We start from the raw sequence: 26,729 nt of genomic DNA on the forward strand, positions 1-26,729 counted from the left end.
ATTAACACTTCCTTACATGCATTTTTATATCTCTTGTTCATATAAATCTTGAAGAATAGCTGTTACCCGTATAATGCCTTTGCCATCCACGAGCGGCCTTCCTCCCTTGTGCAAAGAAAGGCGAAGAGGATAGCTGCTCATAATGCGCGACATCTGATAGATGAGTGTTTCATCCGGTACAAGCTCACCCAAACCAAGATCAAGAGCGGCGCCTTGGCCAGCAAATGTTTTTGCTGTTGCCGTTTGATGCTCAACCTGAGAAAGAACAAGGCACGGCACGCCGATGCAAATGGCTTCATATAGAGAGATGCCGCCGGCGACAATGGCTGCGTCCGCTTGTTTCATCAAACCTGCCATATCATTTGTCTGTTCGATCATCTTGTACTGCGGCTTCTTTTCGATCCGCCTTCGGACTGCCTCCTGATGCGGTGAAGCGCTCCCCATCACAAACATCATGTTTTTGTCTTTTATGTCGGGGACTTGATCAGCGGCAGCCAGCACTTTAAAAATAAGCTGCTTCGGATCACTTCCTCCTAATGCAACAAGGATATTGCGGCAGTCTTTCTTAAGTGTGTAATCCTCTCTTGCGGCCTGAAAGGCGGGGTGAAGAATAAGATAGTCCGGACCTTCATAGATGCGTGTGTTTCCCTGAACGTACACCCTGCTTCTGATGTCACTGTAAATTCCGTTAATGACTGCGTCACTATATTGAATCGATTTACCGTTTTTCTCTTCAAAAAGAACAATTTTCGCATCTGTCTCCGTCTTTATTTTCTTTAACAGCTCTGCAGGCGCGCCTAGAATATCAAACAAAAGCAAATCAAGCTTCTTGCTTTTTATTTCCCGGAGAATAAATTCGTGCTGCTGCAGCTCCGGCTTTACGATGACACGCCAATGCTCTTCATGAAGAAACGCTTCAGACTCCTGATTCGTGTAAAACGTAATCAAGCAGCTCTGTTTGAGTTCTTCCGCAAGTCTCTTCATCCGGACAACATGGCCCATTCCCTTTTCATAGCCGCCGTCTGCGAAGATCCCAACATGCATGGCTAGTCAGCCTCTCGTTCGGTTGCCGCATCGGGGTTCCGGTTCAGAAGGGTGATAAGCTCTGAGGCGGATACATCGGGGCGCTCGCCTGCTTTTTGATAGAGGGCCTTTATCGATTCATAGTCTTCCTTTGTATCAATGGTCAGCCGATATTGAGGGGCGCGAAATCGTTCCGGCGCCTCTAAAAACTGAACACGATAAAGAGCTGGATGATTCCTTATATATAACGTGACATGCTCCTGATATTGATCCTCCAAAGCCTGAATACGGCTGATGTCAATTAACAGGTTGGCGTTGACCACTTCGCCGCAAATCCCTAATGGGGCATTCAGGATATACGTATAATCCGAGCCTTGATCAAAATGCGCCTTAATCATTACATCGAGCAGCTCCGGATCGACAAACGGGTTATCACCCGTTAACCGGATGATGACTGACGGTTTAACAGCTTCTATGACCTTCACAAACCTATCGAGGACACGTTCTTCGCTCCCGCGGAAAACACGAAAGCCTTGTTTGATACAGTGCGCCTCTAATATGTCGTCAGTTTCTTTGTCAGACGTGGCGATGACAAGATTATCCCGATTCTTTTGGTAAAACGCGCTTTGCCGGACACGGTGAACGAGAATGTCAAGTAAACGATTCGATCCGAGCGGCCGAAGCACTTTTCCCGGAAGCCTTGTTGAACCCATTCTCGCTTGGATGATAAAGAGAATATCATTCATGAAACGGGCTGTCCTTCATTAAAATGTCATCCCAGACAATGCCTGTGTCGGCCGGAATGTCTCTTACAGCCCGAACCCCGCTGGTCAGCAGTTCAAAAAATCTCGGGTGCAGCCCCTGCGGCTTTTGTCCGGGCCGAAGCACTGCGATATTGTCTTCACTAAAGGCTTCACCTTTTTGAATCGGAACTGTTGTAAAAATGCCTCTGTATGCAAAATTTCTGATTTCTCCTTCGATGGAGGTTGTTGTTTTGTATGAACTGCCAAGCAGTTTTTCAGAGACCGGCTTTGTGATCCCCTGTTTCAGCTCAGCTTCCGTTTTCCTGATGCCATCGACCATTTCTTTCAATTCATACGGATTTAATGCAAACGAGTGGTCGGCACCCGGCAGATTTTTATCGATCGTAAAATGCTTTTCTATCAGTTTTGCTCCGAGCCGAACCGCGGCACACGGCGCTTCTGTCGGATGCTCGCTATGATCGGAGAAGCCGATTACCGCCTCAGGAAAAGCGGCGGCAAGCATCGGAATGACGCTGAGGTTGCTGTACTCCGGCGGTGCTGGGTATTTCGCCACACAATGCATTATGGCAATTTGATTGTTTCCCTCTGCCCTGATGGTGCGCCAAGCTTCGTGAACATCAGAGATTTCAGCTCCGGCTGTAGAGAAAATCATCGGCCTGTTCAGCCGGGCGACATATTTGAGCAGCGGGAGATGGTTAATTTCATAGGATGCGATTTTAAAAGCGCTCGGCGAGGTAGACTGAAGCAGATCAGCTGACCCCTCGTCACATACCGTACTTAAAAAGATCACCTGCTTTTCGCGGCAGTAATCCAATAGCGGTAAAATCCACTCAGCAGGCATTTCCATAGATTGAACCAAAGAAAAAATAGAGACGTCCTTGCCCGCTGCCGTCTTGTACAAACCAGGATCCTTCTGGTACATCCTATCAGCTTGGAACATTTGAAATTTCACGGCATCCGCTCCCGCTTCCGCCGCGGCGTCTATCAGCGCAAAAGCCTGATCAAGCTTCCCGTCATGATTAATCCCCGCCTCAGCAATAATAAAAACAGGAGCGTCTTTGCCTACAGTTTTATTCGCGATCTGAAACGCTGCCATTATTTCGCCTCCTTGCCCGGCCAAATATGATAATAGTAATACGATTGTTCAGCGGTGAAGCCCATTCGTTCATAAAGGCGGATCGCCCTTACATTGTGAAGCTGCGTCCCCGCTGTTACCGTTCTATGCTTCTGGGTCTCCGGTTGTTCTATGAGATTCGCCAATAAATGAAACGCAATACGTTTCCCTTCAAATCCCGGCTTTACAGCCATCAAATCGAGAATGCATTCATCATCTCTTGATAAGCCCTGAAGATAGCCGATGACCTCGCCATTGTGTTTAGCGACAATATTGACCGCCGCCCTTCCATTCAGATTGTTTCGTGTCCACTCCTGAAATATTTTGTTTGCTGCATCGCGGCTGAGATGAGGATCCTGAAAATATCTGCTTTTTGTAAACGAGTCTCGGGCCAGCTCACATATCGCTTCTGTGTCTCCGGGCTCAGGCGGGCCCAGTTCAAAAAATGGCGGTGTTTTGTCATAAAAAGACGGAGGCATCGCCAGCTTCAGCAAACTCCCGACAAAGTAAGAGGATGGCTGCTGTTGTATCACATGCGCGGCTCCGATATCTTCAGCCGGAACACGGACAAAGATAAAATCCGTTTCATCCATTTGGCGTACAGTATAAAAAGCTTCAAACAGCCTCTTTAGCTGCCCGGTACTATTTGCCGCCAGAAGTTTGACGTTCATGACTTTCTTCTGAAGCACCTTACTTTCCCACAAAGAATCTTCGTAAAGCAATACGCCTTGGAGCCTGCTGTTTTCAAAAAGGCCGAGGGAAAATTGATACGGAACATCCAGTGTAAGCTTTCTGCTTTGGAGAAATTCCTCAATCAACTCTTTGGAGACATTTTCTTTTACCGTATACACTTAATCAGCCCCTTTTACGATATCCCGCACAGCTTCAATGACATCATCTACATCGTCGTCAGACATTGATGGATAGAGCGGGAGAGAAAGGGTTCGTTTATAGTAATTCATGGCATTCGGAAAGTCCGCTTCCTTATATCCAAATTGCTTTTGATAATACGGATGAATGTGTACTGGAATAAAATGAACGCTAGTGCCGATATTGTACTCATCCTTTAAAGCCGTAATCATTTCATTGCGCGTAACCCCGGCCTTTTTTTCATCAACTTGCAGAACATATAGATGCCAGGCGTGCCTGCCGTCATCATGGACAAACGGCGTGATCAGCCCAGGAATCTGCTGAAAAGCGGTTTGATAACGGCTGGCAATCTTTTCTCTCCGTTTCTGCATATCATCCAGCCGTTTCAGCTGATGAAGTCCGAGGGCCGCCTGCAAATCAAACATATTCATCTTATAGCCGGGCGATTCGACTTCATAGTACCAGCTGCCATTTGAAGAATAACGGTTCCATGCGGCTTTACTCATGCCGTGAAGGCTTAGCACCCGGATCTTATCGGCAAGCTCCTCATCATCAGTCGTCAGCATGCCGCCTTCCCCTGTCGCGAGGTTTTTGGTGGCGTAAAAGCTGAATGCCGTTGCATCCCCGATAGAACCGATCATTCTTTGCTTATAAGTCGTATATACCGCATGCGCCGCATCCTCCAGCACGAATAAACCATGATTTTGGGCAATAGCCAATATTGCATCCATATCGCAGGACTGCCCGCCAAAGTGGACGGGCACAACTGCTTTCGTTCGCGGTGTGACGGCCGCCTCAAGCTTTACCGGGTCAATATTGAGCGTGTTTTCGTCAATATCCGCAAACACAGGCGTCGCTCCCGTATGAATAATCGTATTGGCGGTCGAGCTGAACGTAAGCGGAGAGGTAATGACCTCGTCCCCGGGCCCGATCCCTTTTGCTTTCAAAGCCAAAAATAAAGCTGCGGTACATGAATTCACCGCCACGGCGTGCTTCGCCCCGACAAACGCGGCAAACTCTTTTTCAAACTGCTGAACCTTCGGGCCTTTAGAGAGCCATCCCGATTCAAGCGTTTCTGTAACCTCCTGAATTTCTTCCTTACCGATTAACGGCAATGAGTAAGGGAGAAAATGATTTCTCTTTTGCACCATTTCTTTGCGCTCCTATCATTTTATTCAGTATCTTCCCGCCTGTAATCAACTCCTGTTTTGGCTTTCAGTTCCGCAAATAAAGCATTTGTTGATTCTGCCACCGGATAATTAGCCGCTATGAATGCCAAGCGCGCCTCTTCTGCTTTTTGATGCACGTCTGGACTTCGAAGAACCTCAACCAAGGTCTGCGCAAGTTCATCCGGCTGGTCAAACATAAAATCGCCAAGAGACTCATAATACGGATACGAGCGATTTCCGGACGATTTTCCGATCAGCACAGGCTTTTGAAACAGCATGGCTTCAAGACCGACTGTCGAGGTTTGCGTCACTGCGGCATCAGCATACGGCAGCAAATCATAAAGCTCCAGCTCCTTTTTGATGACTCTGCATGCTTTATGTTTTTTCGCCGCCTCGTGATACAGATCAAGCTTGTTTTTTCCGATTTCCCACGGGTGGGGTTTGATAATAATCTGCAGCTGCTTCTGATCAGAAAGCCCCTGCAGCACACCGGAATAAAAATCTTCTGAAAAGGGCTGAGTGGCAATGAGCACAATTTTTTTAGTCGGCTGAAAAGCAAGTTTTCGATAGAATATGGACATATCCATAGGCGTTCTGTTAAAAATCTGATCGAAGCGGGGATGTCCCGTTACGAGAATCTGCTCGGGTTTACAGCCTTTTCGCATGAACCACTCTGCTTCATAAGCACCAAAAACAGCTTGATAGCTTGTAAAAACAGGAATGAAGGCTTCATCTCCCATCAATGCGCCATGCTGAAGACAAATACTGACGGCCCCTTTTCTTTGACACATGAGAGCGAGCACCCTGCTGTAAATGTCTTCTGCCGTTCCGACAATAACAGCTGAAATCTTTTCCTGTTCAAACAGCGCATCAACTGTATCAATGGCCTCTATAAATAAAGGAATATCTTTGAAAAGCCGGTCGCGAAACGCTTGATCACCAAATGCCGGGTGATCATCATAAGGGGCAAGAAGCGAACAGGCTGTTTCGAGATACTGCTTCGAATCGCCTTTTTGGCATGAATCCGCAATCTCCCGCTTGCTAATTACAGGCAGATCACAATAATCCGGCAAACTCCATCTGGCCAAAACAGCCGTTTTTTCAGGATCAAATTGATAGTAATTTTCGTTTGAAAAACGCAGGTAATCAAAGTGCAAAATGACTTTCCCTTTAACAGGTTCGTCATTTGTTTTTACGATTTTTTGGATTCTTTCTTCAAAAAACGGCTGAATCTGTCCCTCATCGATATGCTGATCCACCGATCCGAATAATTCCGGTTCTTCTTCCATCATCACCCTCAGCTCAGGACTGATGTATTGATAAAAATTACTGATAAGCCCAAGCGGAATCCCTTTGTAGCGAAGTTTGTCAAAAAGCTCCACGTACTTCCGGTACAGCACCCAATAATTGCTTAAATAGGCCGACAAGCTCTCACCCCATTCCAAGCTTTTTTAATGATTCACGCAGTTCTCGGCAATTTCGCTGCGGAGGAAGGTTCCTGACAAATTCATTTTTTTCTGATTCAAACAGCTGAAAGTGAATCGATTGGTCGGTAATATAATTCAGGTCCAGCTCCTCATCCAGCGGGTAAAACGGATAAAAATGATTGACTCTCCAAAAGAACCGGGCATCTCCTATACGGTAAAACGCCGGGCTTTCATCCCAATAGGAGCCAAACTTCTCCTTTACCTTCTCAAGCACCGAATACCTGTGCATAACCGAGCAATGATCGATTGCGCACGGCGCGTTCCATGTCACTTGAGCGGCAGGCCTGACAGTTTCTTTTACAATGTCGCGATTCTCGTTTAAATGATAGGTTTTGGAGGCTGAGTAAATCACAGCCTTTTCAGGATGGGTATCGAGCTCCCGCACCATTTTCAGGAGGCGGTCCGGCATATAGATGTTGTCATCCGTCGCATAGGTGATATATTCACCCTCCGCCATATCAATCGCCTGATTGATCAGTGCAGCGTATCTCGTTTTTTCTGTTCTTTCCTTCACTCCAGATACATCGCTTTGATAAAAACGCACTCGGTTATCATTCAAAAAAGGACGGATTACATTCAGCGTCTCTTCATTGGAGTTGTCATCCATAATAAACAATTCAAAATCTGAAAACGTTTGTGAGAGTATGCTAGAAATGGACTTTGCCACATAATCGCTTTTGTTATAGCTCGTCATAATGACTGATACTTTAGGCAAATCCTACACCTCCTTCTTGGAACTTCACACCTGAAACTATCGTTATCTTATGTTGCTTATGCTCGAGTTGCGCTAGGGATACAAACCAATATGCGAAAAGTTTGTGTATGTCTCTGAAAAACAGCGGCTGCCCAGAGCGAAATCTGATCGGTCCGCTGTTCTTTTTCAGCATAATCCAAGCATCAGCCTCATAAGGTGAAAGAGATAAAAATCGCACCAGCGACTAAGATCGTTTTCCATCGGAGGTGAGTCATCGCGGAGCGTTCACCTATACATCCAGAACATGTTTTGAATGGTTTTCATAAAAAGGAGGAACGATATGAAACCGAAAAAAAATCAATATCAGCAAATGCAGGGATTTGATAATATGCAGGGGTATCAGCCTCAGTTTGGCGCCAACCCGTACCCGCAGCAAGGCCAAGGCTCACAAATGCAGACAATGGGGATGCAGCCAATGATGCCAATGCAGCAGGGACAGCAAGGACAACAAGGACAGCAGGGATTTGGATTCCCGGGCCAGCAGCAGGGCGGCGGTTTTCAAATTCCATCGGGGCCTACACCGTCAGGACCGGGCCAAAGCGTTCCCGGCATGCTGCCTGTTGAGGAATCTTACATCGAGAATATTTTGCGCCTGAATCGGGGAAAAACGGCCACCATTTATATGACATTTGAAAACAGCAAGGAATGGGGCTCGAAGATTTTTCGCGGCGTCATCGAAGCTGCGGGCCGGGATCACATTATTATCAGCGACCCGAAATCAGGAACACGCTACCTGCTCCTGACAATCTACCTCGATTACATTACATTTGATGAAGAAATTGCTTATACGTATCCATATTCCATGGCGTCCTATTCGCCAAGATAAGAAAAAAGCCAATCACTCATATGATGAGGATTGGCTTTTTTGTTTATAGATATTTGACGGCTGCGACAACGATCATAATCCAAGAAATAATAAACGCCACACCGCCGAGCGGGGTGATCGCTCCAAGAATGGAGATTTGCGTCACACTTAGAATATATAAGCTTCCGGAAAACAGCACAATTCCCGCAAACATCAGCCAGCCGGCTGTCGTGACACTGCCTATGCCGGATAATTTATCAGCCAGAAACGCGACAACGAATAGCCCAAGGGCGTGATACATATGATACTGCACGCCTGTGTGCCAAACCTGAAGATATTTATCAGGTATTTTCCCTTCTAATCCGTGAGCGCCGAATGCTCCGAGTCCCACGGCAAGCAGGGCGTTAATGGCCCCTAATATGATAAAAACTTTCATCTATCTCTCCCGCCTTTTCGTTAAACTCATATCATTTATCTTATCGCACCTGCACCAAAATTCAATGTTTGTTCTCTGTTGACACGAGATTGTCGGATTTTCTCCTGCGCCAAAGCTGGAACTGGTCAGCTGCTATTGCAGCAAGCGTCCCTAATACGAGCCCGTTGCTTAATAGAGAAATAAATACCGGATGCAATCCCTTTAACGCAGTTTCAGGAACAAACATGATACCGACCCCTGTCAGCAGCGAGATGCCGATGATAGACCTCACCCTTTTTGATTCTTCTTTCTCATATGAATCAAATTCGGCAAAGGCCAGACCGCCCATTGCGGAGAACACAACAAAATTCACCGCAAATCCAACGGGTGACGGCAGGCTCGCAAACGTATTCATAAAAAACGGGATCACGCTGATCACGATAACCAGAATACTGCCGAGCATAAACGGTTTTTTAGAAGGCATTTTGGTCGTTTCAATAAAACCCGCGGCTCCCGAAATCGGAACAGGCGCAATAGCTCCCGTCAAACCGCTAAGCAGATGGCTGAATGAAGCGGCAAAACCGGCATGGCGTTCATGATGCTTTCCATCAGGCTGTTTGCTGAATTTTTTCACGGCGATGTCCACGACCTTCATGCTCGCCAGCATATTCACGATCAGCAAGATGGTAATAAAAATAGAAGTGATGATCAGGCCACTGTTAAATAACGGGGTCCCAAAAGGAAACAGGGAAGGCAGCTGAAACAGCCGGTCCGGCATTTCAATCGGCTTTGCCGCTCCGGCAGCCGCAAACAGCACCCACCCGCCGAACAAGGCTAATAAAATAGAATATTGCTTAAAAAACATGATGTTCGAATTTGTCATTATAAAGGCGGCAGCGATCACAACAAGCGCCAGGCCAAATACAAGACCGTCCACCCCGTCCTGTCGATAACCGATTCCGAGAATTCCTTTTATAATGGGCTGACTCAGCTGCATGACAAGAAGCAATAAATAGACGCCCGTTACAACCGGAGTAAACAATTTTGCAAGTCTGTCAATGACCTTGAAAACACTTAACAAAAAGAAACATACAGCGCTTACAAGAAGAGCTCCCTGCAACCCCCGCAGTGTGTCTCCATATGTCGCAAACACAGTTCCCGTCAGCCCTGCGTAGATCGTATACACTCCCCACCACAAGCCGGCTGGGCTTTCATTAATCGGCAGTCTGTGGCCTTTCAAACACTGAATGACGGCGGCAATTCCCAGTACAAAAAAAGTGCTTTGAATCAATCTTGCAGAATCTGAGTGATTCAGATGGAACGACTGGGCAACCGCCACCGGAACAACTATCGCCGCAGCAATAATAAACGCTGTCCATTGCAGCGCGCCAAGAACCAATTTCACGTAAGCTCAACCTCTCTCTTTAAAAATCAAATAAAGACTCTCCGTTTCCATCCTCTTCCTGCTTCTCTTTTTCTTGCTTTCGATATTTGTTTAATCCCGCGCTCCCCATCATTTTTTCCATCATCAGCTGGTCTGTCGATGGCGGCGCGGCAGGACTTGTCGTAACGCTCGGCTGTATGCGAGGCCCGCTCGCGTTCTCCGGCTGATCAAGCACGACATCACACAGAGAACGGACAACCGCTACATAACGCTTCAGCTCCTCATCCCGTTCAGCTGTTTTTGCTTTTTTCAGCTCCTCTTCCATCTTTTGAATTAATGCAGATATATGAATGTTCATGAAGCACCCTCCAAAAAAATAAATGTTGTCTTCCTGCATTTTATCAAATTCCTGCTGTAAACGCAGATATGAGTTTGTTATTTTTTCTGACAAACCTTGCGATTGACAAGCAGAAGAGATTTTTCACATAATAAATCACCATACCTTACAAAAAGGAGAGACGGAATGAACAGCATCCCCTCTATCATCAGCAAGCATAAAGCCTATTTTGCGGCGGGACATACGAGACCGCTTGAATCGAGACTGAACATTTTGCGGAAGCTGAAACAAGCCGTCAGAACTCATGAAGCCGATCTCATAGCCGCTCTCTACCAGGATCTCCACAAATCCGAGCAAGAAGCATACTCAACAGAAATCGGAATCGTCTTGGAGGAAATCAGCTTTGTCATGAAACGGCTGAGAAAATGGTCCATGCCGAAACGAGTCAAAACGCCGCTGACTCATCTAGGCTCTAAAAGCATCATCATTCCTGAGCCGTATGGAACCGTTTTGGTGATTGCGCCTTGGAACTATCCCTTGCAGCTGGCGCTTTCTCCGTTGATTGGAGCCATTGCGGCGGGGAACACGGTCGTTCTCAAGCCATCAGAATATACGCCGGCTGTTTCTGCTATTCTTTCCAAACTCATCAGCAGCGTTTTTCCGACCGATTATGTCGCTATGGCAGAAGGCGGGCCCGACGTCAGCACAGCATTATTACAGCAGCCCTTTGACTACATTTTCTTTACAGGCAGTGTAGCTGTAGGAAAAATCGTCATGGAGGCCGCCGCTAAACAATTAATTCCCGTAACCTTGGAGCTCGGCGGCAAAAGCCCCTGCATCGTCCATAAAGATGCTGACATTCAGCTTGCCGCCAAACGCATCGTCTTCGGGAAATTTACAAATGCGGGACAAACCTGCATCGCACCGGATTATTTATTTGTACACGAGGACATCAAAACGAAGCTCACAGAAGAAATGAAGCGTGCGATCATAGAATTTTACGGCCCTCAGCCGGAACAGAATCCGCAGTATGGCAAAATCGTCAGTGAGCGCCACTATCAGCGGCTGCTCAGCTTTCTGAATGACGGCATCCCACTCACAGGCGGACAATCTGATCCCAATCATCACAAAATTGCGCCGACCATTCTCGAACAAGTGAGAGATGACTCTCCAGTGATGCAGGAGGAGATTTTCGGGCCGATTCTTCCGCTCTTTACATACCGCAATATCGGGGAAGTCATTGAAAAAGTCCAATCGCGCCCTAAGCCGCTCGCCCTGTATCTCTTCACCATAAACAAAGAAATTGAGCGCGCTGTTTTAGGAAATCTGTCGTTTGGCGGGGGCTGTGTCAATGATACTTTAATGCATGTGGCGACGCCGTATTTGCCATTCGGCGGCGTCGGGGAAAGCGGCATCGGCAGCTATCACGGGTTTGACAGTTTTAACACATTCACGCACAAAAAAAGCGTCGTCAAACAAACGAACCGCTTCGACTTCGCATTTCGTTATCCTTCCTCCAAAAACGGGCTACGAATGATTCGAAAAATACTCAAATAAAAAAGCGCAGATAACCTGCGCTTTTTACAAATCCTTAATACACCAATCAATCGGCGCCTCTCCCATTTTCTCCAAATAGGCATTCGCCCGGGAAAACGGTCTGCTCCCGAAAAATCCGTCTCTCGCCGAAAACGGGCTGGGATGCGTCGATTCAATGATAAAATGCTTGGAGGTGTCGATCCGTTCTTTTTTCATTTGAGCATGCCGTCCCCATAAAATAAAGATAACCGGCCGCTCCCTTTCATTCAGCACGTCAATAATTCGGTCCGTCAGTCGCTCCCAGCCTTTACCCTTATGGGAATTCGCCTGTCCGCGCCTTACTGTCAGCACAGTATTCAGCAAAAGAACCCCTTGCTTTGCCCAGCTCACAAGCGATCCGTGATTTGGGATGCTGCACCCGATGTCCTGCTGCAGCTCAAGAAAAATATTTTTTAACGAAGGCGGCTGCTTTACACCCGGCTTTACGGAGAAGCTTAAACCTTGAGCCTGTCCCGGCCCGTGATACGGATCTTGTCCCAGAATGACGACCTTGACATCATCATATGATGTATAATGCAGCGCATTGAAAATATCCCGGCTGTCCGGATAAATCGTTTGCTCCGCGTATTCCCGCTTCAGCATTTCTCTGAGCTCTTGATAATACGGTTTCTCAAACTCTTCCTTTAGCTGATTCCACCAGCTGTCTTGTAAAAGCTGTTTCAAGATTCAGGCCCCCTTACGAACGATGAAGTCTGGAATAGACAGGCTCGCCATCCCAAACCATTTCACTTTTTGCTTCCCGCCTCTTCATCTCAGGCTCTTCAAGCAGGACGGCAAAGTTTTTCGTCGGCAGCTCCCCGAGTCCGTGCTTTTCACTTAAACGATCCAAATATTGCTTCCGCTTGGCGCCAAGGTCCGCAGACTGATTGTCTCCCGCGTCACTGAAGGCATAAATCACACTGGCGCAAGGGACACGCTTCACCCGGTAATCCTTGGCCACACGTAAATAAAAATCCCAATCCCAGTAATTGTGCACATCAGCATCGAAATACCCGATTTCATCATGCAGAAAACGTCTGTACATGCTGCCCGACGGCACGTATGTAGAAAACACTCTCATATCCTCATAGTCAGCGGTATAAGCAAACAATTTCCGTGACACTGGATATCTTGTTCCGTTTTTCTCTTCAAACGAAACTATTTCCGCATCAGAATGAACGAAGTCTGCCGTTTCTATTTCCTTTGCCATTTTCTCGATATGCCCTGGCGTAAAGAAATCATCGTCATCACACAGCATAATGCAATCCCCAGACGCCTCTTTTACACCGGCATTTCTCGCAGCCACATGCCCCGAGTTCTTTTCTAAATTGATGACAGCAATCGGCAGCTCCGGATACAGTGCTTTGACCGGCACGACCGATTCCCCGGCATCATTCACAATAATAATTTCATACGGCTTCAAGGTCTGGCGGGAAATCGACTCCAAAAGCTCACACAAAGCCGGAATCCGATTATAGGTCACAATTACGATAGAAATCTTCATGATGCTCTCCTTCTCATTTTCATAGTCATGTACTATTAAAACATATATTGGACGGGAGATCAGTGGGAATATCCTACTGAAACAGGATAAGGTGCTAATGAAAATACTAGATGAATTGCTAAGCCTTCTATATTGTGATACAGAGAAAATCTAACTATAATGAAAGACAAAACACGATGGAGGTTCAAGACATGTCTATGCACAAAGCACTCACCATTGCCGGCTCAGATTCCAGCGGCGGTGCTGGGATTCAAGCTGATTTAAAAACATTTCAAGAAAAAAACGTATACGGGATGACCGCCTTAACGGTGATCGTTGCGATGGACCCAAACAACAGCTGGGACCATAAGGTATTCCCGATCGATACTGATACAATCCGCGCCCAGCTTGCAACAATTACGGACGGCATCGGTGTGGACGCCATGAAAACAGGAATGCTGCCAACCGTTGATATTATCGAGCTTGCGGCAAAAACGATCAAAGAAAAACAATTAAAAAATGTGGTAATTGACCCGGTTATGGTTTGCAAAGGTGCTAATGAAGTCCTTTATCCGGAGCACGCCCAAGCCCTGCGTGAGCAATTGGCTCCGCTAGCCACTGTCATTACGCCAAACTTGTTTGAAGCCAGCCAGCTCAGCGGCATGGATGAACTAAAAACAGTTGACGATATGATCGAAGCCGCGAAAAAAATTCACGCACTCGGCGCTCAATATGTCGTCATTACAGGCGGAGGCAAACTCAAACACGAGAAAGCCGTTGATGTTCTCTATGATGGAGAAACAGCGGAAGTCCTTGAAAGCGAAATGATCGATACGCCTTATACACATGGCGCAGGCTGTACATTCTCAGCAGCCGTGACAGCGGAGCTTGCCAAAGGTGCGGAAGTCAAAGAAGCCATTTACGCAGCGAAAGAATTCATCACAGCAGCCATTAAAGAATCCTTCCCGCTAAACCAGTATGTTGGTCCTACGAAGCATTCTGCACTGCGCCTGAATCAACAATCATAAAAAAAGGGGCTGCCTTACAGAGAGGCAGCCCTTTTTAAATCACCGAAGACTTTTCACAGAAAAAACTGCCGATCCCATCGGCAGCCTGTTTATTTGATTTTTAAATTGTTTGCAGATTTCCTCAAAAATGTTTCTATCGACTGAACAAAAAGTGCATATTCCTTCATTTGTTCATATGCCCGTGTGAGAATTTCCGCCGTTTCACTGTGCGGCGTTGTTCCGCCAAGCATTTTTTTCAGCTGAAGCAGCACATCCTTATATTCTTCTCGCTTATCTTCAACTTGGTTAGCAGCCTTTTCCAAACATTCCGGTGTTATCTTCTGTTCATGTATATTCAAGAAAACAACTCCTTTTACAGAAAAAAATAGTAGGTTATCGTTGAAGAATAGCACAGATGGCTCAGATTTCACATAAGAAAATAGAAGGATTTTCTACATAAGTGTCCAAATTCCGACATTCATTTCAGATTTCCCGGTCGCACTGGCTGTTACTTCATGATTTCCCGGGAAAGGAAAATATCTCGCACTAAAGACCTCTTCTCCGTTATTTATAAAGATTTCCACAGATGACGCGTCGAGAAACATGTGTACGGTATGCAAATCCTTGATGCGGCAATGTCTCGCTTCTGTTCTTTTTCCGTCAAAGCTCTTTCGTTCCAGCGTAACAATCCCCTCGTCTTTATGGAAGGAAAACGTAGCCGTTCCGCGGATACTGATTGAAAAGCCAGACTCCGTATGAATGTCTTCCAGCAGAATCTCAGTTCTTTCAGGTTTTTCCACCGGAAGCGCACCAGATGATCCATGCATGTTGATGTGTATTTTTTTCTCATTTCTGCGCATGGCTTTTAGCTCAGGCAGCGGCTGCTGAATCAGCTTCTGGCCTGAAAGCGTCAGCTGTCTCGGCAGCGTCATGCAGTGAATCCAGTGGCAGTCAATGGTCGGATGGGACCCTTCATCCTGATCAGGCACCGCCATCCATGCAAACAAAATCCGCCTTCCCTGATCGTCTTCAAGTGTTTGCGGCGCGTAAAAATCAAAACCTTGATCAAGCTCCGTAAATTCACCATGCTTCAGTTCAGGCTTGTTATAATCGAGACGGCCGACAAAATAACCTGATTGATATACGTTCTGATAACGAAAACCGTCAGCCTCAAGCCCTTGAGGCGAAACAATCAGCACATCCGATCCTTGAAGGGAAAACAAATCAGGGCATTCCCACATGTATCCAAAATCGTCCAGCCCGTTGAAGCCCGCGCCGGTTATCGGGCCAAGAAATCTCCACTCTGTCAGGTTATCAGAAGCAAACAATACAGCCTGCCCTTTCAAATTCTCTGTTTGCGCACCAATCACCATATACCATGTGCCTTCATGCTCCCATACCTTCGGATCGCGAAAATGCGCCGTATATCCTTCCGGAAGGCGGGCGACAACACCCTTTTTCTCAAAGGACAGCCCGTCGTCAGAAACAGCAAGGCATTGATACGTTTCCCGATTTCCATCCTGATCCCTGACATTTCCTGTGTAAAACAGATAGAGCCGATCGTCTTTCGTGACAGCGCTGCCCGAGTAGCAGCCGTTTTTATCAAACCAATCACTCGGAGCCAGCGCAATCTCTTCCCGCTTCCAATTCACAACATCCTGTGTCGTATAATGCCCCCAAAATTTTGCGCCGTGCCCTGTCTGAAACGGCTGCCACTGAAAGAATATATGATAGATGCCCTTCCAATAAATCACGCCATTCGGGTCATTCAGCAGCCCAACCGGCGGCATGATGTGAAAATGCTGGCGGTACGGATCGCTGTTAGCGATGGGCTCTTTTTTCTCCACTTCTTCATAAGCCCGGCGACGAAGCTCCTGATCATGTGCTGTCATTTTTTCCTCTCCTCATCCTCATTAATCTTCATGACAAATGCTGCAATGAACGCTGACACTGCTGCAATCGCCATGCCAATCAGATAGTGAATCAAGTTGCTGAAGCCAAACGGAGCCGCAATGGCGATCATCGGAATTCCCGTTAAACCGTAAGCGTTTGCAGCTACATGTGTAAAGACGACATATGCCCCACCCAATGCGCCTCCGATCATCGCGGCGATAAACGGTTTTCGGTAGCGAAGATTGACTCCGAATATGACGGGCTCAGTAATGCCGAGAAAAGCGGAAAATGCTGCTGGAAGCGCGATTTCTTTTGTCTTTGCCTTTTTCGCCATAAAGAAGACGGCAAGACCTGCCCCGCCCTGTGCGACATTCGCCATTGACCAGATCGGCAGCAAGTAGTTTTTGCCTATATCTGCAATTAGCCCCGCCTCAATCGCATGGAAGCTGTGATGAACACCTGTCAGCACGATGAGTGAATACGTGCCCCCGAAAATCAAACCTGCCACAAAACCGGCATGGTCATATACATAAGTTAAAGCAACCGTAATGCCGGAGCCAAGCGCCCTGCCCAGAGGGCCAATCGCGATAAAAGCAACAAACCCGGTGACAATCACAGTAACAAATGGTGTAACAAGCAAATCTACCGCATGTGGAACCACTTTTCTCGTCCATTTCTCTACCTTGCTCATCACATATACCGCAAGCAGGACAGGGATAACAGTTCCCTGGTAGCCGAGAAGCGCGATATCAAATCCGAAAAGATGCATATAATCAGGTGTCGCTTCAGCCAAACCCCATGGATTCAAAAGGTTTGGATGAATCATGATTCCCCCAATGACCGCTCCCAAGTACGGGTTGCTGCCAAATTCTTTTGAAGCGCTGACCCCGATTAGAATCGGCAAGAAAATGAATGCTGCACTTGAAAACATATCAAGCAGCTGCAAAAGCGCAGAATCCTTGCTCATCCAATGAAACGCATTGATCATACCCAGCAATCCCATTAATAGGCCGCTGGCTACAATAGCCGGGATGATTGGAACAAAAATATTAGAAAGCGTTTTCGCAAATCTCGCGGCGGGATTCAGCTTTTCTTTTGCCGCATCCTGATGATTGACGTGTTCTTCACGCTCAATATCAGCTTCTTTAGAAAAGGCATCGAATACTTTATTCACAAGGCCTGTTCCGAAAATGATCTGGTACTGGCCAGAGCTGCTGAAAGCCCCTTTGACGCCATCAAGCTCTTCTACTTGTGCTTGATCTATCTTTGATTCATCTTTCATCACTAAACGCAGTCTTGTTGCACAATGAGCCGCGCTGATAATATTTTCTTTCCCTCCGAGAAGCTCAATGAGGCGTTTTGCAGTCTCTTTGTAATCCATCTATTTCTCCCCCTTTTATTTAAACAAAAAAGACCTAAAATTCGCCAACGAATAAAGGACACAGCGATCCTTTTTCATTTACGCAAATTTTAGGTCTTGCCTGCTTTACCAGTCACAATCCCGCTTATTCAGATTAAGAATACGCTTTCATCATAAATCATGACAGCGTTTTCGTCAACTATTTTTTTAGTTAAATAGTTTGATAAAACATCTAGACAAAAATTCGTAAAAATTAATTGTGAAATACTTCACAATATCATGCTATACTATGCTCAATCATGAAAGAAAGCAGGAAAAGACAATGGAAACTCAAGCATTGCAAAAGGTTGAACAGTATGCTTTGAAAAAACAAAACATATTCGCTTCAAGCAAAATCCGTTATGTGCTTCGGTCCATTTTGGCCAGTATGTTTATTGGTTTTGGCATTACAGCCGCAAGCAAAACAGGCAGCTATTTCTTTATGGCTGATTCTCCGTTTGCCTTTCCGGCAGCTGCTGTCACTTTCGGGGCCGCTATTCTGCTGATTGCTTACGGAGGCGGAGATTTATTTACCGGCAACACCTTTTATTTCACCTACACCGCGCTCCGGAAAAAAATCAGCTGGCGCGACACCCTATACTTGTGGATGTCAAGCTATGCCGGCAATTTAATCGGTGCCATTCTGTTTGCCATCCTGATCAGCGCGACGGGACTTTTTGAGGAGCCTTCTGTTCATTCCTTTTTTATTCATTTGGCAGAGCACAAAATGGAACCCCCGGCTTCCGAATTGTTTTTCAGAGGAATGCTATGCAATTGGCTTGTGTGCCTCGCCTTTTTCATTCCAATGTCTCTCAAAGGGGAAGGAGCAAAGCTTTTTACCATGATGCTATTCGTTTTCTGCTTCTTTATTTCCGGCTTTGAACACAGCATTGCCAATATGTGCACATTCGCCATCTCGCTTTTGATCGAGCACCCTGATACAGTGACACTGATGGGAGCAGTCAGAAACTTAATCCCCGTTACGCTCGGCAATCTGACCGCGGGAATAGTTATGATGGGCTGGATGTACTACACACTGAATCCTGATCAATAAAAAAACTTCCAGAGATCACTCCCTGCAAGTCAAAGCGGTTATTCCGAGAGATCTTGAAGACGCTGGACATGCAGCGTGATATAGCCGGCCTCGGATTCCGGCAAATGTAATTGATATTCATTTTTCAAAAACTCCGCCAGCTCCAGCGCACATTGATAGGCGAATGAATACTTTTTTTGGATGAAATAAAGCATCTCCTCGTCCATACGATGGAGCGCTTCATTTGATTCCAACCGGCTGACCGCGTATCGCAAATGCGTGACAAGGCGTTGATAGGAAATGCTGTTTTCATCCACCTTTCGATTAAAGTATTGTTCTATTTTCTCTATCATTTCTTTGATCATGGTCGTATGCTTCAGCGCTGAATACATGCTCTCCGCATCCATCTTCGCCGTATGGATGTGAAGGGCAATATAACCCGCTTCATCTTCGGGCAGAGACACGCTCAATGTCTCTTTTACATGTCCGATCGCCCACAGGCCGATCTCGTATTCTTTTTTATAGAGCGCCTTTATCTCATGCAGCAATTTATTCTGCACAAGCAGCCCATTTTGAATCCTTTCGATCGCAAAGGACAAATGGTCGGAAAGCGCGATATGAATGTGATCGCTCAGCGGCGCCGCGAGCTCTCCTTCCGCATAGCTGATGATATCCTCAGCTATTTCTATATGCTCCTCCGGCAGTGTTTGCAGGATTTGTTTGAACTTTTCATTCTCGTCGCGCACAACAAAGATCTTTTCCACTTTATTCATAGGGATGAGATCATTTTTCTTTTTTTGAAAAGCGATTCCCGGCCCCATCACGATTTTTTCCTGATCATCCTCTTTTATTAAAGCCGCATTGTTGTTTAATACTTTATAGATTTTCAAGAGGTTATCTCTCCCGCCAATTTGCTTTTGACTGGGATTTTACCTCCTTTTGACCGCCATGTAAAGATGCGGGCCCGCTCTCTCCTGCTTTGGCGATTCCTTGAAAGCTTGCAAACATCTTCTTTTATAAAGCGCGGCGGCTTTCGCTTTCTGCTTTTCTTCCTCATTCACAGCCATCCGCCATTCATAAAACGAAACGAGTCCTGCGGCCTGCACAGCCGCCTTTCTTTGGTATGTACGCTGAGCCGAATAGACCGCGGCAGCCGCAGTTTTTCTGTCCGGCGTCACCCAGTTCATCAAAAAGACCATCCACACCCGTAAAGATACAAGCAAACGTTTCATAGAAAAACATCCCTCCGCTTCTTTTTGGCAGGCAGCCTTTTTAGCAGCCCGTTTTCTCAGCCGCAGCCCGCAAGAAAAGACGGCCGATTTCTTTTCTCGCAAACTAGCGGCTCTAGCAAAACTCATGACTCTATGATAGACCGTGGAAAGAGAATTCTTTGTCACAATATGAGTGAAAAAACCAACTAGTTTTTAGAAGTTTTGTTGAAAGCTGAAAGAATTGAAATGAAAATTGGAGAACCGCTTTGAAAACTTTATACACAAGTTATCCCAAAGATAAGAACAACTTAATCACAAGAGATATCCACATGTCCACAAACTCTATCTATATTTTGTATACGAACGTATATTCCTAACTATATATATACACAGGTTTATTCACTTATACACAGGGTTCTGTGTATAACTCCTTCGTTATACACAAATAAAATCCAATAAATGGTCCAAATGACACAAGGATTTTTTTGAATTTTCAAGAAATATATACTAGATCTTTCACATTTTTTCTAAATACAAAGGGGGAAACACATTGAAAAAGGGGATCATTCGCTTTCTGCTTGTAAGTTTCGTCTTATTTTTTGCGTTATCCACAGGTATTACGGGCGTCCAGGCAGCTCCGGCTTCTTCAAAAACGTCGGCTGATCTGGAAAAAGCCGAGGTATTCGGTGATATCGACATGACGACAAGCAAAAAAACAACCGTTATTGTGGAATTAAAAGAAAAATCCTTGGCAGAAGCGAAGGAAGCGGGAGAAAGCCCATCGAAAAGCAAGCTGAAAACCGCTCGCACCAAAGCAAAAAACAAAGCAATCAAAGCGGTGAAACACGGAAAAGTAAACCGGGAATATGAGCAGGTTTTCTCAGGCTTCTCTATGAAGCTTCCAGCTAATGAGATTCCAAAACTTCTCGCGGTAAAAGACGTGAAGGCAGTGTACCCGAACGTCACATATAAAACAGACAATATGAAGGATAAAGACGTCACAATCTCCGAAGATGCCGTATCTCCGCAAATGGATGACAGTGCGCCTTATATCGGAGCAAACGATGCATGGGATTTAGGCTACACAGGAAAAGGCATCAAGGTGGCGATTATTGACACTGGGGTTGAATACAATCACCCAGATCTGAAGAAAAACTTTGGACAATATAAAGGATACGATTTTGTGGACAATGATTACGATCCAAAAGAAACACCAACAGGCGATCCGAGGGGCGGAGCGACTGACCACGGCACACACGTAGCCGGAACTGTGGCTGCAAACGGAACAATTAAAGGCGTAGCGCCTGATGCCACACTTCTTGCTTATCGTGTGTTAGGGCCTGGCGGAAGCGGCACAACGGAAAACGTCATCGCCGGTGTGGAACGTGCAGTACAGGACGGGGCAGATGTGATGAACCTGTCTCTCGGAAACTCTTTAAACAACCCGGACTGGGCGACAAGCACAGCGCTTGACTGGGCCATGTCAGAAGGCGTTGTCGCTGTTACCTCAAACGGCAACAGCGGACCGAACGGCTGGACAGTCGGATCGCCGGGCACATCAAGAGAAGCGATTTCTGTCGGTGCGACTCAGCTGCCGCTCAATGAATACGCAGTCACTTTCGGCTCCTATTCTTCAGCAAAAGTAATGGGCTATAACAAAGAGGACGACGTCAAAGCGCTCAATAACAAAGAAATTGAGCTTGTCGAAGCGGGAATCGGCGAAGAAAAGGATTTTGAAGGGAAAGACCTGACAGGCAAAGTCGCCGTTGTCAAACGAGGCAGCATTGCATTTGTGGATAAAGCGGATAACGCTAAAAAAGCCGGTGCAATCGGCATGGTTGTGTATAACAACCTCTCAGGAGAAATTGAAGCCAATGTGCCAGGCATGTCTGTCCCAACGATTAAACTTTCATTAGAAGACGGCGAAAAACTCGTCAGCGCCCTGAAAGCTGGTGAGACAAAAACAACATTCAAGTTGACGGTCTCAAAAGCGCTCGGTGAACAAGTGGCTGATTTCTCATCACGCGGCCCTGTTATGGATACGTGGATGATTAAGCCTGATATTTCGGCGCCAGGGGTCAATATCGTGAGCACGATCCCAACACACGATCCTGGCCATCCATACGGCTACGGATCAAAACAAGGAACAAGCATGGCATCGCCTCATATTGCCGGAGCGGTTGCCGTTATTAAACAAGCCAAACCAAAATGGAGCGTTGAACAGATTAAAGCCGCCATCATGAATACCGCTGTCACTTTAAAGGATGGCGATGGGGAAGTATATCCGCATAACGCTCAAGGCGCAGGCAGCGCAAGAATCATGAACGCGATCAAAGCCGATTCGCTCGTCTCACCTGGAAGCTATTCATACGGCACGTTCTTGAAAGAAAACGGAAACGAAACGAAAAAAGAAACGTTTACGATTGAAAATCAATCTTCCATTAGAAAATCATACACACTGGAATACTCATTTAATGGCAGCGGCATCTCCACATCCGGCACAAGCCGTGTTGTGATTCCGGCACATCAAACCGGGAAAGCCACTGCTAAAGTAAAGGTCAATACGAAGAAAACAAAAGCTGGCACCTATGAAGGAACGGTTATCGTCAGAGAAGGCGGAAAAACGGTCGCTAAGGTACCTACATTACTGATTGTGAAAGAGCCCGATTATCCGAGAGTTACATCTGTCTCTGTCAGCGAAGGGTCTGTACAAGGTACCTATCAAATTGAAACCTACCTTCCTGCGGGAGCGGAAGAGCTGGCGTTCCTCGTCTATGACAGCAACCTTGATTTCGCAGGCCAAGCCGGCATTTATAAAAACCAAGATAAAGGTTACCAGTACTTTGACTGGGACGGCACGATTAATGACGGAACCAAACTTCCGGCCGGAGAGTATTACTTGCTCGCATATGCCGCGAACAAAGGCAAGTCAAGCCAGGTTTTGACCGAAGAACCTTTCACTGTTGAATAAGAAAAAGCCCTGCCGAATCGGCAGGGCTTTTTAAAGATCAGTCAGCAAACGCCTCCTGCAATAAGCGATACGATCGGAGCTTGTCTTCAAAATGATGTGTAATGGTCACCACCATGATTTCCTCTGTTTCATACGCTTTACTCAAAGCTAGCAGCTGCTCCTTAACCTGTTCTTTCGTACCAACAATCATTCGATTTCGATTATCAGCAATTCGTCTCTGTTCATAAGGGGAATACGTATTTTTCCGAACAGCTTCATACGAAGGAACTCCCTCTAAAGGAATACCCTGCTCCCCTGCCAAAAGCGTAAAATCGAGCACAGCCCCAAGCTCCTCTGCCTTCTCCTCCGTGTCAGCACAAAGAACAAAAACAGCAACTGCCGCTCGGGGCGTATCCCCTAACACAGACGGTTTGAATCGTCTCTTATACTGTCTGACAGTACCCTCTCCGCCCTCTCCATTGATAAAATGGGCAAACATATAGCCAGCGCCAGATTCCGCGGCGAGCAGCGCGCTTTCTCCAGATGAGCCGAGCAGCCACACATCCGGAGCCGTTGAAATATGCGGCGCAGCCGTCAGATTCGGAAAACGGTGTTTATCATCCGCCAAATCATGCAAATACATGGTCAGCTCCTTGATTTGCTGCGGATACTGATCAGCATTGCGCTTACCGCCGTCATTCAGCGCCCATGATGCAATCGGCATTCCCCCCGGTGCTCTGCCAAGCCCTAGGTCAATTCTTCCTGGTGTCAGCCCCTCCAGAACACGAAAGTTTTCAGCTACTTTATAAGCACTGTAATGCGGCAGCATGACTCCTCCTGATCCAACACGAATTCGCTTTGTTTTCGCCGCTATATGACTGATCAGCACCTCAGGACTGGACCCTGCCAGCCGTTTTGAAAAGTGATGCTCAGAAACCCAAAATCTCTTATATCCAAGGTCCTCAGCAGCTTGGGCAAGCGTAACGGTTTGCTGTAAGGCCGTTTCTGCATTGCTGCCCTCTGATACTGGAGATTGATCTAATATACTTAATGAAACCATCCCTACCACCTCATCCTCATCGTATCACTGATCTCCTATTTTTTCTCCAAAGCCGCTCACACTGCTTATCAGTGTCCCCTATCATTCGCCATTTATTTGTGAAAGCCTGTCCCTATTTGTCGGAATATGTTACACGTGAAACATAAAAACCCCTCCAGACGGAGAGGTTTGCTTTAGTTTTTATTAAAGCCCTTTTCTTTCACGTAGTCATTTAAATACGTACGCGGCTTTTGCTTCATAAAGTTCAGTATTTGATCGGACCACGTTTCTTCCCGCTGCCCGTTTGTTCTTTCTCTATAGTAATCAGAAATGGTTTTGTCATACGTATTCATAGTATGACGGAAATCGTCTTTGTTCACATTATACGTATTCTCATGATAAACAGCCTGCTTTGGCAATCTCGGTTTTTTGCCAGAAAGGTTCGCAGGATGGCCTACCGCCAGTCCGAAAAGCGGGAGCACATGGTCAGGCGTTTGCAGCACCTCTGTCACCTTGTCCAGCTCATTCCGAATGCCGCCGATATAGCAAATGCCAAGCCCCATAGATTCAGCGGCAATGCTCATATTTTGCGCTGCCAGCGCCGCATCAATCAAGCTAACCATAAACATTTCTGTATTCTCGAGCAGCTCAGAAATATGTTCACCTTTTTCCTCAGCCAGTTGTTGATGGCGGTACAAATCCGCACAAAATACAAAAAAGTGTCCGTTCTTCTCAACGTAAGGCTGATTCCCAGCAAGCACGGACAGCTCACGTTTTTTCTCAGGATCAGAAACCCCGATAATCGAATATGCCTGCACATAGCTGGATGTAGACGCAGCCTGCGCACTTTTCACTAATGTATCAATTTCTTCAGCTGTCAAAAGCTGATCAGTAAAAGACCGGATTGACCGATGGTTCAAAATGGTTTCGATTGTGTTATTCATCACAAAAACCTCCTTATCACTTTTTATCATATCCGAAAAAAAGTGATCTCAAAAGTGAAATGCTCTGCACAAAAAAAGACAGCCTCTGTAAAGGCTGTCTACATATTAAGAATTAAAAAGATAACTTCTGTATTTCGTCAGCTGCACACTTGCATTATATACAATCCCGAAACCGATTAACGTGGAAAGTGTCGAGCTTCCCCCATAGCTGACAAACAGCAGCGGAATCCCGGTAACAGGCATAATGCCGATGTTCATTCCGATATTCTGGAATGTGTGGATCACAATTAACGCCGTATAGCCAACGCAAAAGAAAGAAGCGAAACGGTTAAACGGATGTATTTTGTCTATCAGAACGACAAGCCTGTAGATTAAAAAGAAGAACATGATGACAACAATTGCACAGCCTATAAAGCCAAAAGACTCACCTATTATAGAAAAGATAAAGTCAGTCGTACTCTCTGGAACATAAACCTTCAAATTAGAAATACCATTACCTAAAATACCACCAGATCCTATTGCCATGATGGCCTGGTCAACTTGCCAGCTGTCATTTGAATCTTCCTGTGTCTCATTTGAAGCAGACACCCAAGAAGTGACCCGCTTAATTTGATAGTCCTGTATTCCAACTGATTTAGCAACGTCAGGAAAGTTTATCATTACTAATAAAATTAATGAAATGAGTAAGATACCTGAACCAGCTATGATCGCAATCAATTTCCAATTTATCCCTGACATAAAAACCATTACAAGAACGATAAACATACATATTCCCGCAGTCCCAGCATCCTGCATCAAGATAAGACCTACAGGAATAACTGCGACACCCGCAATCTTTAATAACAAGTGGATATCATCCCTAAGCGTCCGAACTCCTTTAGGATTTGCTTTTCCAATAACTGAAGCAAGCATCATAATCAAACCAACCTTCATAAACTCTGACGGCTGTATTGTTATTCTACCGATCCTAAACCAACTTTTTGCCCCTTTAATAACAGGTGCAATAGACTCGGGACTGATTTTAAGAACAATCAAAGATAAAATACCAATAATAAAAATATATAAACTTAACTTTTCAAGCTGTTCTAAATCAAAGTACAAAAGAACTGTAATGGCAACAGCCCCCAAAAGATAAAACACAATTTGCTGAATCCAATCCGTGTTCCCATACTGCCCAAACTGACCGGCAGCATAAATTGATACTACGCTTATAATAAAAAACACACCAAATATAAAAATCAAATCCCCCTGGTAAAAGGGGCTTTGCTGTTTCTTATATCGACTCATTCTATCCCGCCTTACATTTTCATCGGAAAATCACTAATGTTTATTATACATGAACCACGTTCAAGATGACACGTGAAGCTCGCTTCCTTTTATGTTTTTTCAGCATTTGCGGCGCTTTTTCAGCTACACGAAATATGACGTATCATAAACCGAAATGTTTCGATTGACACAAAACTTTTCAAATGAAAAAAACGCCATACCAAAAGAATTTGTTAAAAAACGAATGCGATAATGTGTTATGTTCCCAAATAATGTGATACCTCATATAGAATTTAGAGCCCCATGCCCATACATTCTCCTAGCACATTGAACGAAAAAAATAAGACGATAGATCCAGTCCATTTCTGCAAAAACACGTATCAATTTCTGGAAAACATGGTATAATAATTGTAACAGAATGTTCAAAAAACAATCACAAAACAGACACAACTCAGTTCCTCTATTTCATTTTTGTAAACGTTATCACAAAATGAAAGGAGACGGGTATGATGGACATGTTTTTTGCTTACTTACTGGTTGCTAGCGCAACGCCTCTCTTTATTTGGCTTGATAACAAAAAAGTCGCACTCTCAGCTATTCCGCCAATCATTTTAATGTGGGTATTCTTCTTCTTTTACGCAACAGAAAGCCTTTCTCCACTTGGACACACTCTCATGATTATCTTGTTTGCCGTCAACGTCATTGTCGCTCATATCGCTGCATTTATCATTTACGGCCTTCCGTATCTTCGCAGAAAGCGAAGCAGCTGAAGACAGCAAAAAACCCTCTTCCAATGAAGAGGGTTTT

26 protein-coding genes are annotated in these 26,729 nt (G+C 45.7%); 6 read left to right on the top strand and 20 right to left on the bottom strand.

The window, feature by feature from the left end:
* Window positions 1-24: 24 nt before the first annotated feature.
* Genes NYE49_RS19445 through spsA form a run of 7 tightly spaced genes read right to left on the bottom strand, consistent with a single transcriptional unit; the run spans window position 25 to window position 7,142 of the window.
* Complete coding sequence (locus tag NYE49_RS19445; RefSeq protein WP_047183366.1) at window positions 25-1,044, bottom strand: PseG/SpsG family protein; 1,020 nt, start codon at window positions 1,042-1,044, stop codon at window positions 25-27.
* Window positions 1,045-1,046: 2 nt separating this feature from the next.
* On the bottom strand, window positions 1,047-1,769 hold the full coding sequence (locus NYE49_RS19450) for a spore coat protein (protein WP_047183367.1): 723 nt from the start codon (window positions 1,767-1,769) through the stop codon (window positions 1,047-1,049).
* Window positions 1,762-2,883: an N-acetylneuraminate synthase family protein gene (locus NYE49_RS19455; RefSeq protein WP_047183368.1), complete on the bottom strand. Its 1,122-nt coding sequence runs from the start codon at window positions 2,881-2,883 to the stop codon at window positions 1,762-1,764. The genes NYE49_RS19450 and NYE49_RS19455 overlap by 8 nt, the downstream gene beginning before the upstream one ends.
* Window positions 2,883-3,752: a GNAT family N-acetyltransferase gene (locus NYE49_RS19460; RefSeq protein WP_047183369.1), complete on the bottom strand. Its 870-nt coding sequence runs from the start codon at window positions 3,750-3,752 to the stop codon at window positions 2,883-2,885. The genes NYE49_RS19455 and NYE49_RS19460 overlap by 1 nt, the downstream gene beginning before the upstream one ends.
* On the bottom strand, window positions 3,753-4,922 hold the full coding sequence (locus NYE49_RS19465) for a DegT/DnrJ/EryC1/StrS family aminotransferase (protein ID WP_342410654.1): 1,170 nt from the start codon (window positions 4,920-4,922) through the stop codon (window positions 3,753-3,755).
* A gap of 20 nt (window positions 4,923-4,942) precedes the next feature.
* Entirely contained in the window at window positions 4,943-6,367 is a 1,425-nt protein-coding gene (locus tag NYE49_RS19470) for a CDP-glycerol glycerophosphotransferase family protein (protein WP_047183371.1), read from the bottom strand.
* Window positions 6,368-6,371: 4 nt separating this feature from the next.
* A complete protein-coding gene (gene spsA / locus NYE49_RS19475) occupies window positions 6,372-7,142 on the bottom strand; it encodes a spore coat dTDP-glycosyltransferase SpsA (RefSeq protein ID WP_047183372.1) in 771 nt (256 codons plus the stop codon).
* Window positions 7,143-7,461: 319 nt separating this feature from the next.
* Between spsA and gerQ the strand changes: the two genes are divergently transcribed.
* Window positions 7,462-8,007: a spore coat protein GerQ gene (gene gerQ, locus NYE49_RS19480; protein WP_014478336.1), complete on the top strand. Its 546-nt coding sequence runs from the start codon at window positions 7,462-7,464 to the stop codon at window positions 8,005-8,007.
* A 43-nt stretch (window positions 8,008-8,050) separates the two neighbouring features.
* Here gerQ and NYE49_RS19485 read toward each other — a convergent pair whose 3' ends face one another.
* The 3 genes from NYE49_RS19485 to NYE49_RS19495 all read right to left on the bottom strand — a co-directional run bounded on the left by NYE49_RS19485 (window position 8,051) and on the right by NYE49_RS19495 (window position 10,143).
* Entirely contained in the window at window positions 8,051-8,422 is a 372-nt protein-coding gene (locus NYE49_RS19485) for a DUF423 domain-containing protein (protein WP_003227446.1), read from the bottom strand.
* 61 nt (window positions 8,423-8,483) lie between these two features.
* Complete coding sequence (locus tag NYE49_RS19490; protein ID WP_021480922.1) at window positions 8,484-9,806, bottom strand: purine/pyrimidine permease; 1,323 nt, start codon at window positions 9,804-9,806, stop codon at window positions 8,484-8,486.
* Window positions 9,807-9,825: 19 nt separating this feature from the next.
* Window positions 9,826-10,143: a YwdI family protein gene (locus tag NYE49_RS19495; protein ID WP_015483860.1), complete on the bottom strand. Its 318-nt coding sequence runs from the start codon at window positions 10,141-10,143 to the stop codon at window positions 9,826-9,828.
* Window positions 10,144-10,308: 165 nt separating this feature from the next.
* Here NYE49_RS19495 and NYE49_RS19500 point away from each other — a divergent pair, with 165 nt between their 5' ends.
* Entirely contained in the window at window positions 10,309-11,679 is a 1,371-nt protein-coding gene (locus NYE49_RS19500) for an aldehyde dehydrogenase (RefSeq protein WP_047183373.1), read from the top strand.
* 24 nt (window positions 11,680-11,703) lie between these two features.
* Here the strand turns inward: NYE49_RS19500 and NYE49_RS19505 are convergent, their stop codons facing one another.
* Window positions 11,704-12,381: a uracil-DNA glycosylase gene (locus NYE49_RS19505; protein WP_047183374.1), complete on the bottom strand. Its 678-nt coding sequence runs from the start codon at window positions 12,379-12,381 to the stop codon at window positions 11,704-11,706.
* A gap of 13 nt (window positions 12,382-12,394) precedes the next feature.
* Window positions 12,395-13,201: a glycosyltransferase family 2 protein gene (locus NYE49_RS19510; protein ID WP_069703977.1), complete on the bottom strand. Its 807-nt coding sequence runs from the start codon at window positions 13,199-13,201 to the stop codon at window positions 12,395-12,397.
* 191 nt (window positions 13,202-13,392) lie between these two features.
* Here NYE49_RS19510 and NYE49_RS19515 point away from each other — a divergent pair, with 191 nt between their 5' ends.
* Window positions 13,393-14,208 carry a bifunctional hydroxymethylpyrimidine kinase/phosphomethylpyrimidine kinase gene (locus NYE49_RS19515; RefSeq protein ID WP_123374228.1) on the top strand — a complete coding sequence of 272 codons (816 nt, stop codon included), beginning with the start codon at window positions 13,393-13,395 and terminating at the stop codon, window positions 14,206-14,208.
* An 89-nt stretch (window positions 14,209-14,297) separates the two neighbouring features.
* On the opposite strand, the gene NYE49_RS19520 is transcribed toward NYE49_RS19515, so the two are convergent.
* The 3 genes from NYE49_RS19520 to scrA form a co-directional block, all read right to left on the bottom strand.
* Window positions 14,298-14,546 (bottom strand): hypothetical protein, encoded by a 249-nt coding sequence (locus tag NYE49_RS19520; RefSeq protein ID WP_003243437.1) that lies wholly within the window; start codon window positions 14,544-14,546, stop codon window positions 14,298-14,300.
* 93 nt (window positions 14,547-14,639) lie between these two features.
* Complete coding sequence (sacA, locus tag NYE49_RS19525; RefSeq protein WP_268555993.1) at window positions 14,640-16,079, bottom strand: sucrose-6-phosphate hydrolase; 1,440 nt, start codon at window positions 16,077-16,079, stop codon at window positions 14,640-14,642.
* Window positions 16,076-17,461 (bottom strand): PTS system sucrose transporter subunit IIBC, encoded by a 1,386-nt coding sequence (gene scrA, locus NYE49_RS19530; RefSeq protein WP_003227426.1) that lies wholly within the window; start codon window positions 17,459-17,461, stop codon window positions 16,076-16,078. The genes sacA and scrA overlap by 4 nt, the downstream gene beginning before the upstream one ends.
* A gap of 301 nt (window positions 17,462-17,762) precedes the next feature.
* Here scrA and NYE49_RS19535 point away from each other — a divergent pair, with 301 nt between their 5' ends.
* Window positions 17,763-18,533, top strand: coding sequence for a formate/nitrite transporter family protein (locus NYE49_RS19535; protein ID WP_123374230.1), 771 nt, complete (start codon window positions 17,763-17,765; stop codon window positions 18,531-18,533).
* Window positions 18,534-18,571: 38 nt separating this feature from the next.
* Here the strand turns inward: NYE49_RS19535 and sacT are convergent, their stop codons facing one another.
* Window positions 18,572-19,402, bottom strand: coding sequence for a sac operon transcriptional antiterminator SacT (gene sacT / locus NYE49_RS19540; RefSeq protein ID WP_123374231.1), 831 nt, complete (start codon window positions 19,400-19,402; stop codon window positions 18,572-18,574).
* 39 nt (window positions 19,403-19,441) lie between these two features.
* Window positions 19,442-19,744, bottom strand: a complete 303-nt coding sequence (locus NYE49_RS19545) for a hypothetical protein (RefSeq protein WP_003222155.1) — start codon at window positions 19,742-19,744, stop codon at window positions 19,442-19,444.
* A 529-nt stretch (window positions 19,745-20,273) separates the two neighbouring features.
* On the opposite strand from NYE49_RS19545, the gene vpr reads away from it, so the two are divergent.
* Window positions 20,274-22,694, top strand: a complete 2,421-nt coding sequence (vpr, locus tag NYE49_RS19550) for a serine protease Vpr (RefSeq protein ID WP_342410662.1) — start codon at window positions 20,274-20,276, stop codon at window positions 22,692-22,694.
* Window positions 22,695-22,731: 37 nt separating this feature from the next.
* Here vpr and NYE49_RS19555 read toward each other — a convergent pair whose 3' ends face one another.
* The 3 genes from NYE49_RS19555 to rodA form a co-directional block, all read right to left on the bottom strand.
* Window positions 22,732-23,733 (bottom strand): LLM class flavin-dependent oxidoreductase, encoded by a 1,002-nt coding sequence (locus NYE49_RS19555; protein ID WP_047183380.1) that lies wholly within the window; start codon window positions 23,731-23,733, stop codon window positions 22,732-22,734.
* Window positions 23,734-23,906: 173 nt separating this feature from the next.
* Window positions 23,907-24,656: an oxygen-insensitive NADPH nitroreductase gene (gene nfsA / locus NYE49_RS19560; RefSeq protein WP_043858905.1), complete on the bottom strand. Its 750-nt coding sequence runs from the start codon at window positions 24,654-24,656 to the stop codon at window positions 23,907-23,909.
* A gap of 105 nt (window positions 24,657-24,761) precedes the next feature.
* Window positions 24,762-25,943, bottom strand: coding sequence for a cell shape-determining peptidoglycan glycosyltransferase RodA (rodA, locus tag NYE49_RS19565; RefSeq protein WP_015384988.1), 1,182 nt, complete (start codon window positions 25,941-25,943; stop codon window positions 24,762-24,764).
* A 485-nt stretch (window positions 25,944-26,428) separates the two neighbouring features.
* Between rodA and ywcE the strand changes: the two genes are divergently transcribed.
* Window positions 26,429-26,692 carry a spore morphogenesis/germination protein YwcE gene (gene ywcE, locus NYE49_RS19570; RefSeq protein WP_003227411.1) on the top strand — a complete coding sequence of 88 codons (264 nt, stop codon included), beginning with the start codon at window positions 26,429-26,431 and terminating at the stop codon, window positions 26,690-26,692.
* The last annotated feature ends 37 nt before the right edge of the window (window positions 26,693-26,729 follow it).

This window comes from Bacillus sp. FSL L8-0358 (genome assembly GCF_038593095.1).
GTDB classification, from domain to species: Bacteria; Bacillota; Bacilli; order Bacillales; family Bacillaceae; genus Bacillus; species Bacillus subtilis.

What these genes read in the sequence shown, in the direction of transcription:
- NYE49_RS19535 (WP_123374230.1), top strand. Translation starts at nt 17,763, where the DNA reads ATGGAAACTCAAGCATTGCAAAAGGTTGAACAGTATGCTTTGAAAAAA.
- scrA (WP_003227426.1), bottom strand. Translation starts at nt 17,461, where the DNA reads ATGGATTACAAAGAGACTGCAAAACGCCTCATTGAGCTTCTCGGAGGG.
- nfsA (WP_043858905.1), bottom strand. Translation starts at nt 24,656, where the DNA reads ATGAATAACACAATCGAAACCATTTTGAACCATCGGTCAATCCGGTCT.
- gerQ (WP_014478336.1), top strand. Translation starts at nt 7,462, where the DNA reads ATGAAACCGAAAAAAAATCAATATCAGCAAATGCAGGGATTTGATAAT.
- NYE49_RS19545 (WP_003222155.1), bottom strand. Translation starts at nt 19,744, where the DNA reads ATGAAACGTTTGCTTGTATCTTTACGGGTGTGGATGGTCTTTTTGATG.
- NYE49_RS19450 (WP_047183367.1), bottom strand. Translation starts at nt 1,769, where the DNA reads ATGAATGATATTCTCTTTATCATCCAAGCGAGAATGGGTTCAACAAGG.
- NYE49_RS19495 (WP_015483860.1), bottom strand. Translation starts at nt 10,143, where the DNA reads ATGAACATTCATATATCTGCATTAATTCAAAAGATGGAAGAGGAGCTG.
- NYE49_RS19455 (WP_047183368.1), bottom strand. Translation starts at nt 2,883, where the DNA reads ATGGCAGCGTTTCAGATCGCGAATAAAACTGTAGGCAAAGACGCTCCT.
- rodA (WP_015384988.1), bottom strand. Translation starts at nt 25,943, where the DNA reads ATGAGTCGATATAAGAAACAGCAAAGCCCCTTTTACCAGGGGGATTTG.
- NYE49_RS19555 (WP_047183380.1), bottom strand. Translation starts at nt 23,733, where the DNA reads ATGGTTTCATTAAGTATATTAGATCAATCTCCAGTATCAGAGGGCAGC.
- sacA (WP_268555993.1), bottom strand. Translation starts at nt 16,079, where the DNA reads ATGACAGCACATGATCAGGAGCTTCGTCGCCGGGCTTATGAAGAAGTG.
- NYE49_RS19465 (WP_342410654.1), bottom strand. Translation starts at nt 4,922, where the DNA reads ATGGTGCAAAAGAGAAATCATTTTCTCCCTTACTCATTGCCGTTAATC.
- NYE49_RS19445 (WP_047183366.1), bottom strand. Translation starts at nt 1,044, where the DNA reads ATGCATGTTGGGATCTTCGCAGACGGCGGCTATGAAAAGGGAATGGGC.
- ywcE (WP_003227411.1), top strand. Translation starts at nt 26,429, where the DNA reads ATGATGGACATGTTTTTTGCTTACTTACTGGTTGCTAGCGCAACGCCT.
- NYE49_RS19500 (WP_047183373.1), top strand. Translation starts at nt 10,309, where the DNA reads ATGAACAGCATCCCCTCTATCATCAGCAAGCATAAAGCCTATTTTGCG.
- NYE49_RS19485 (WP_003227446.1), bottom strand. Translation starts at nt 8,422, where the DNA reads ATGAAAGTTTTTATCATATTAGGGGCCATTAACGCCCTGCTTGCCGTG.
- NYE49_RS19510 (WP_069703977.1), bottom strand. Translation starts at nt 13,201, where the DNA reads ATGAAGATTTCTATCGTAATTGTGACCTATAATCGGATTCCGGCTTTG.
- NYE49_RS19515 (WP_123374228.1), top strand. Translation starts at nt 13,393, where the DNA reads ATGTCTATGCACAAAGCACTCACCATTGCCGGCTCAGATTCCAGCGGC.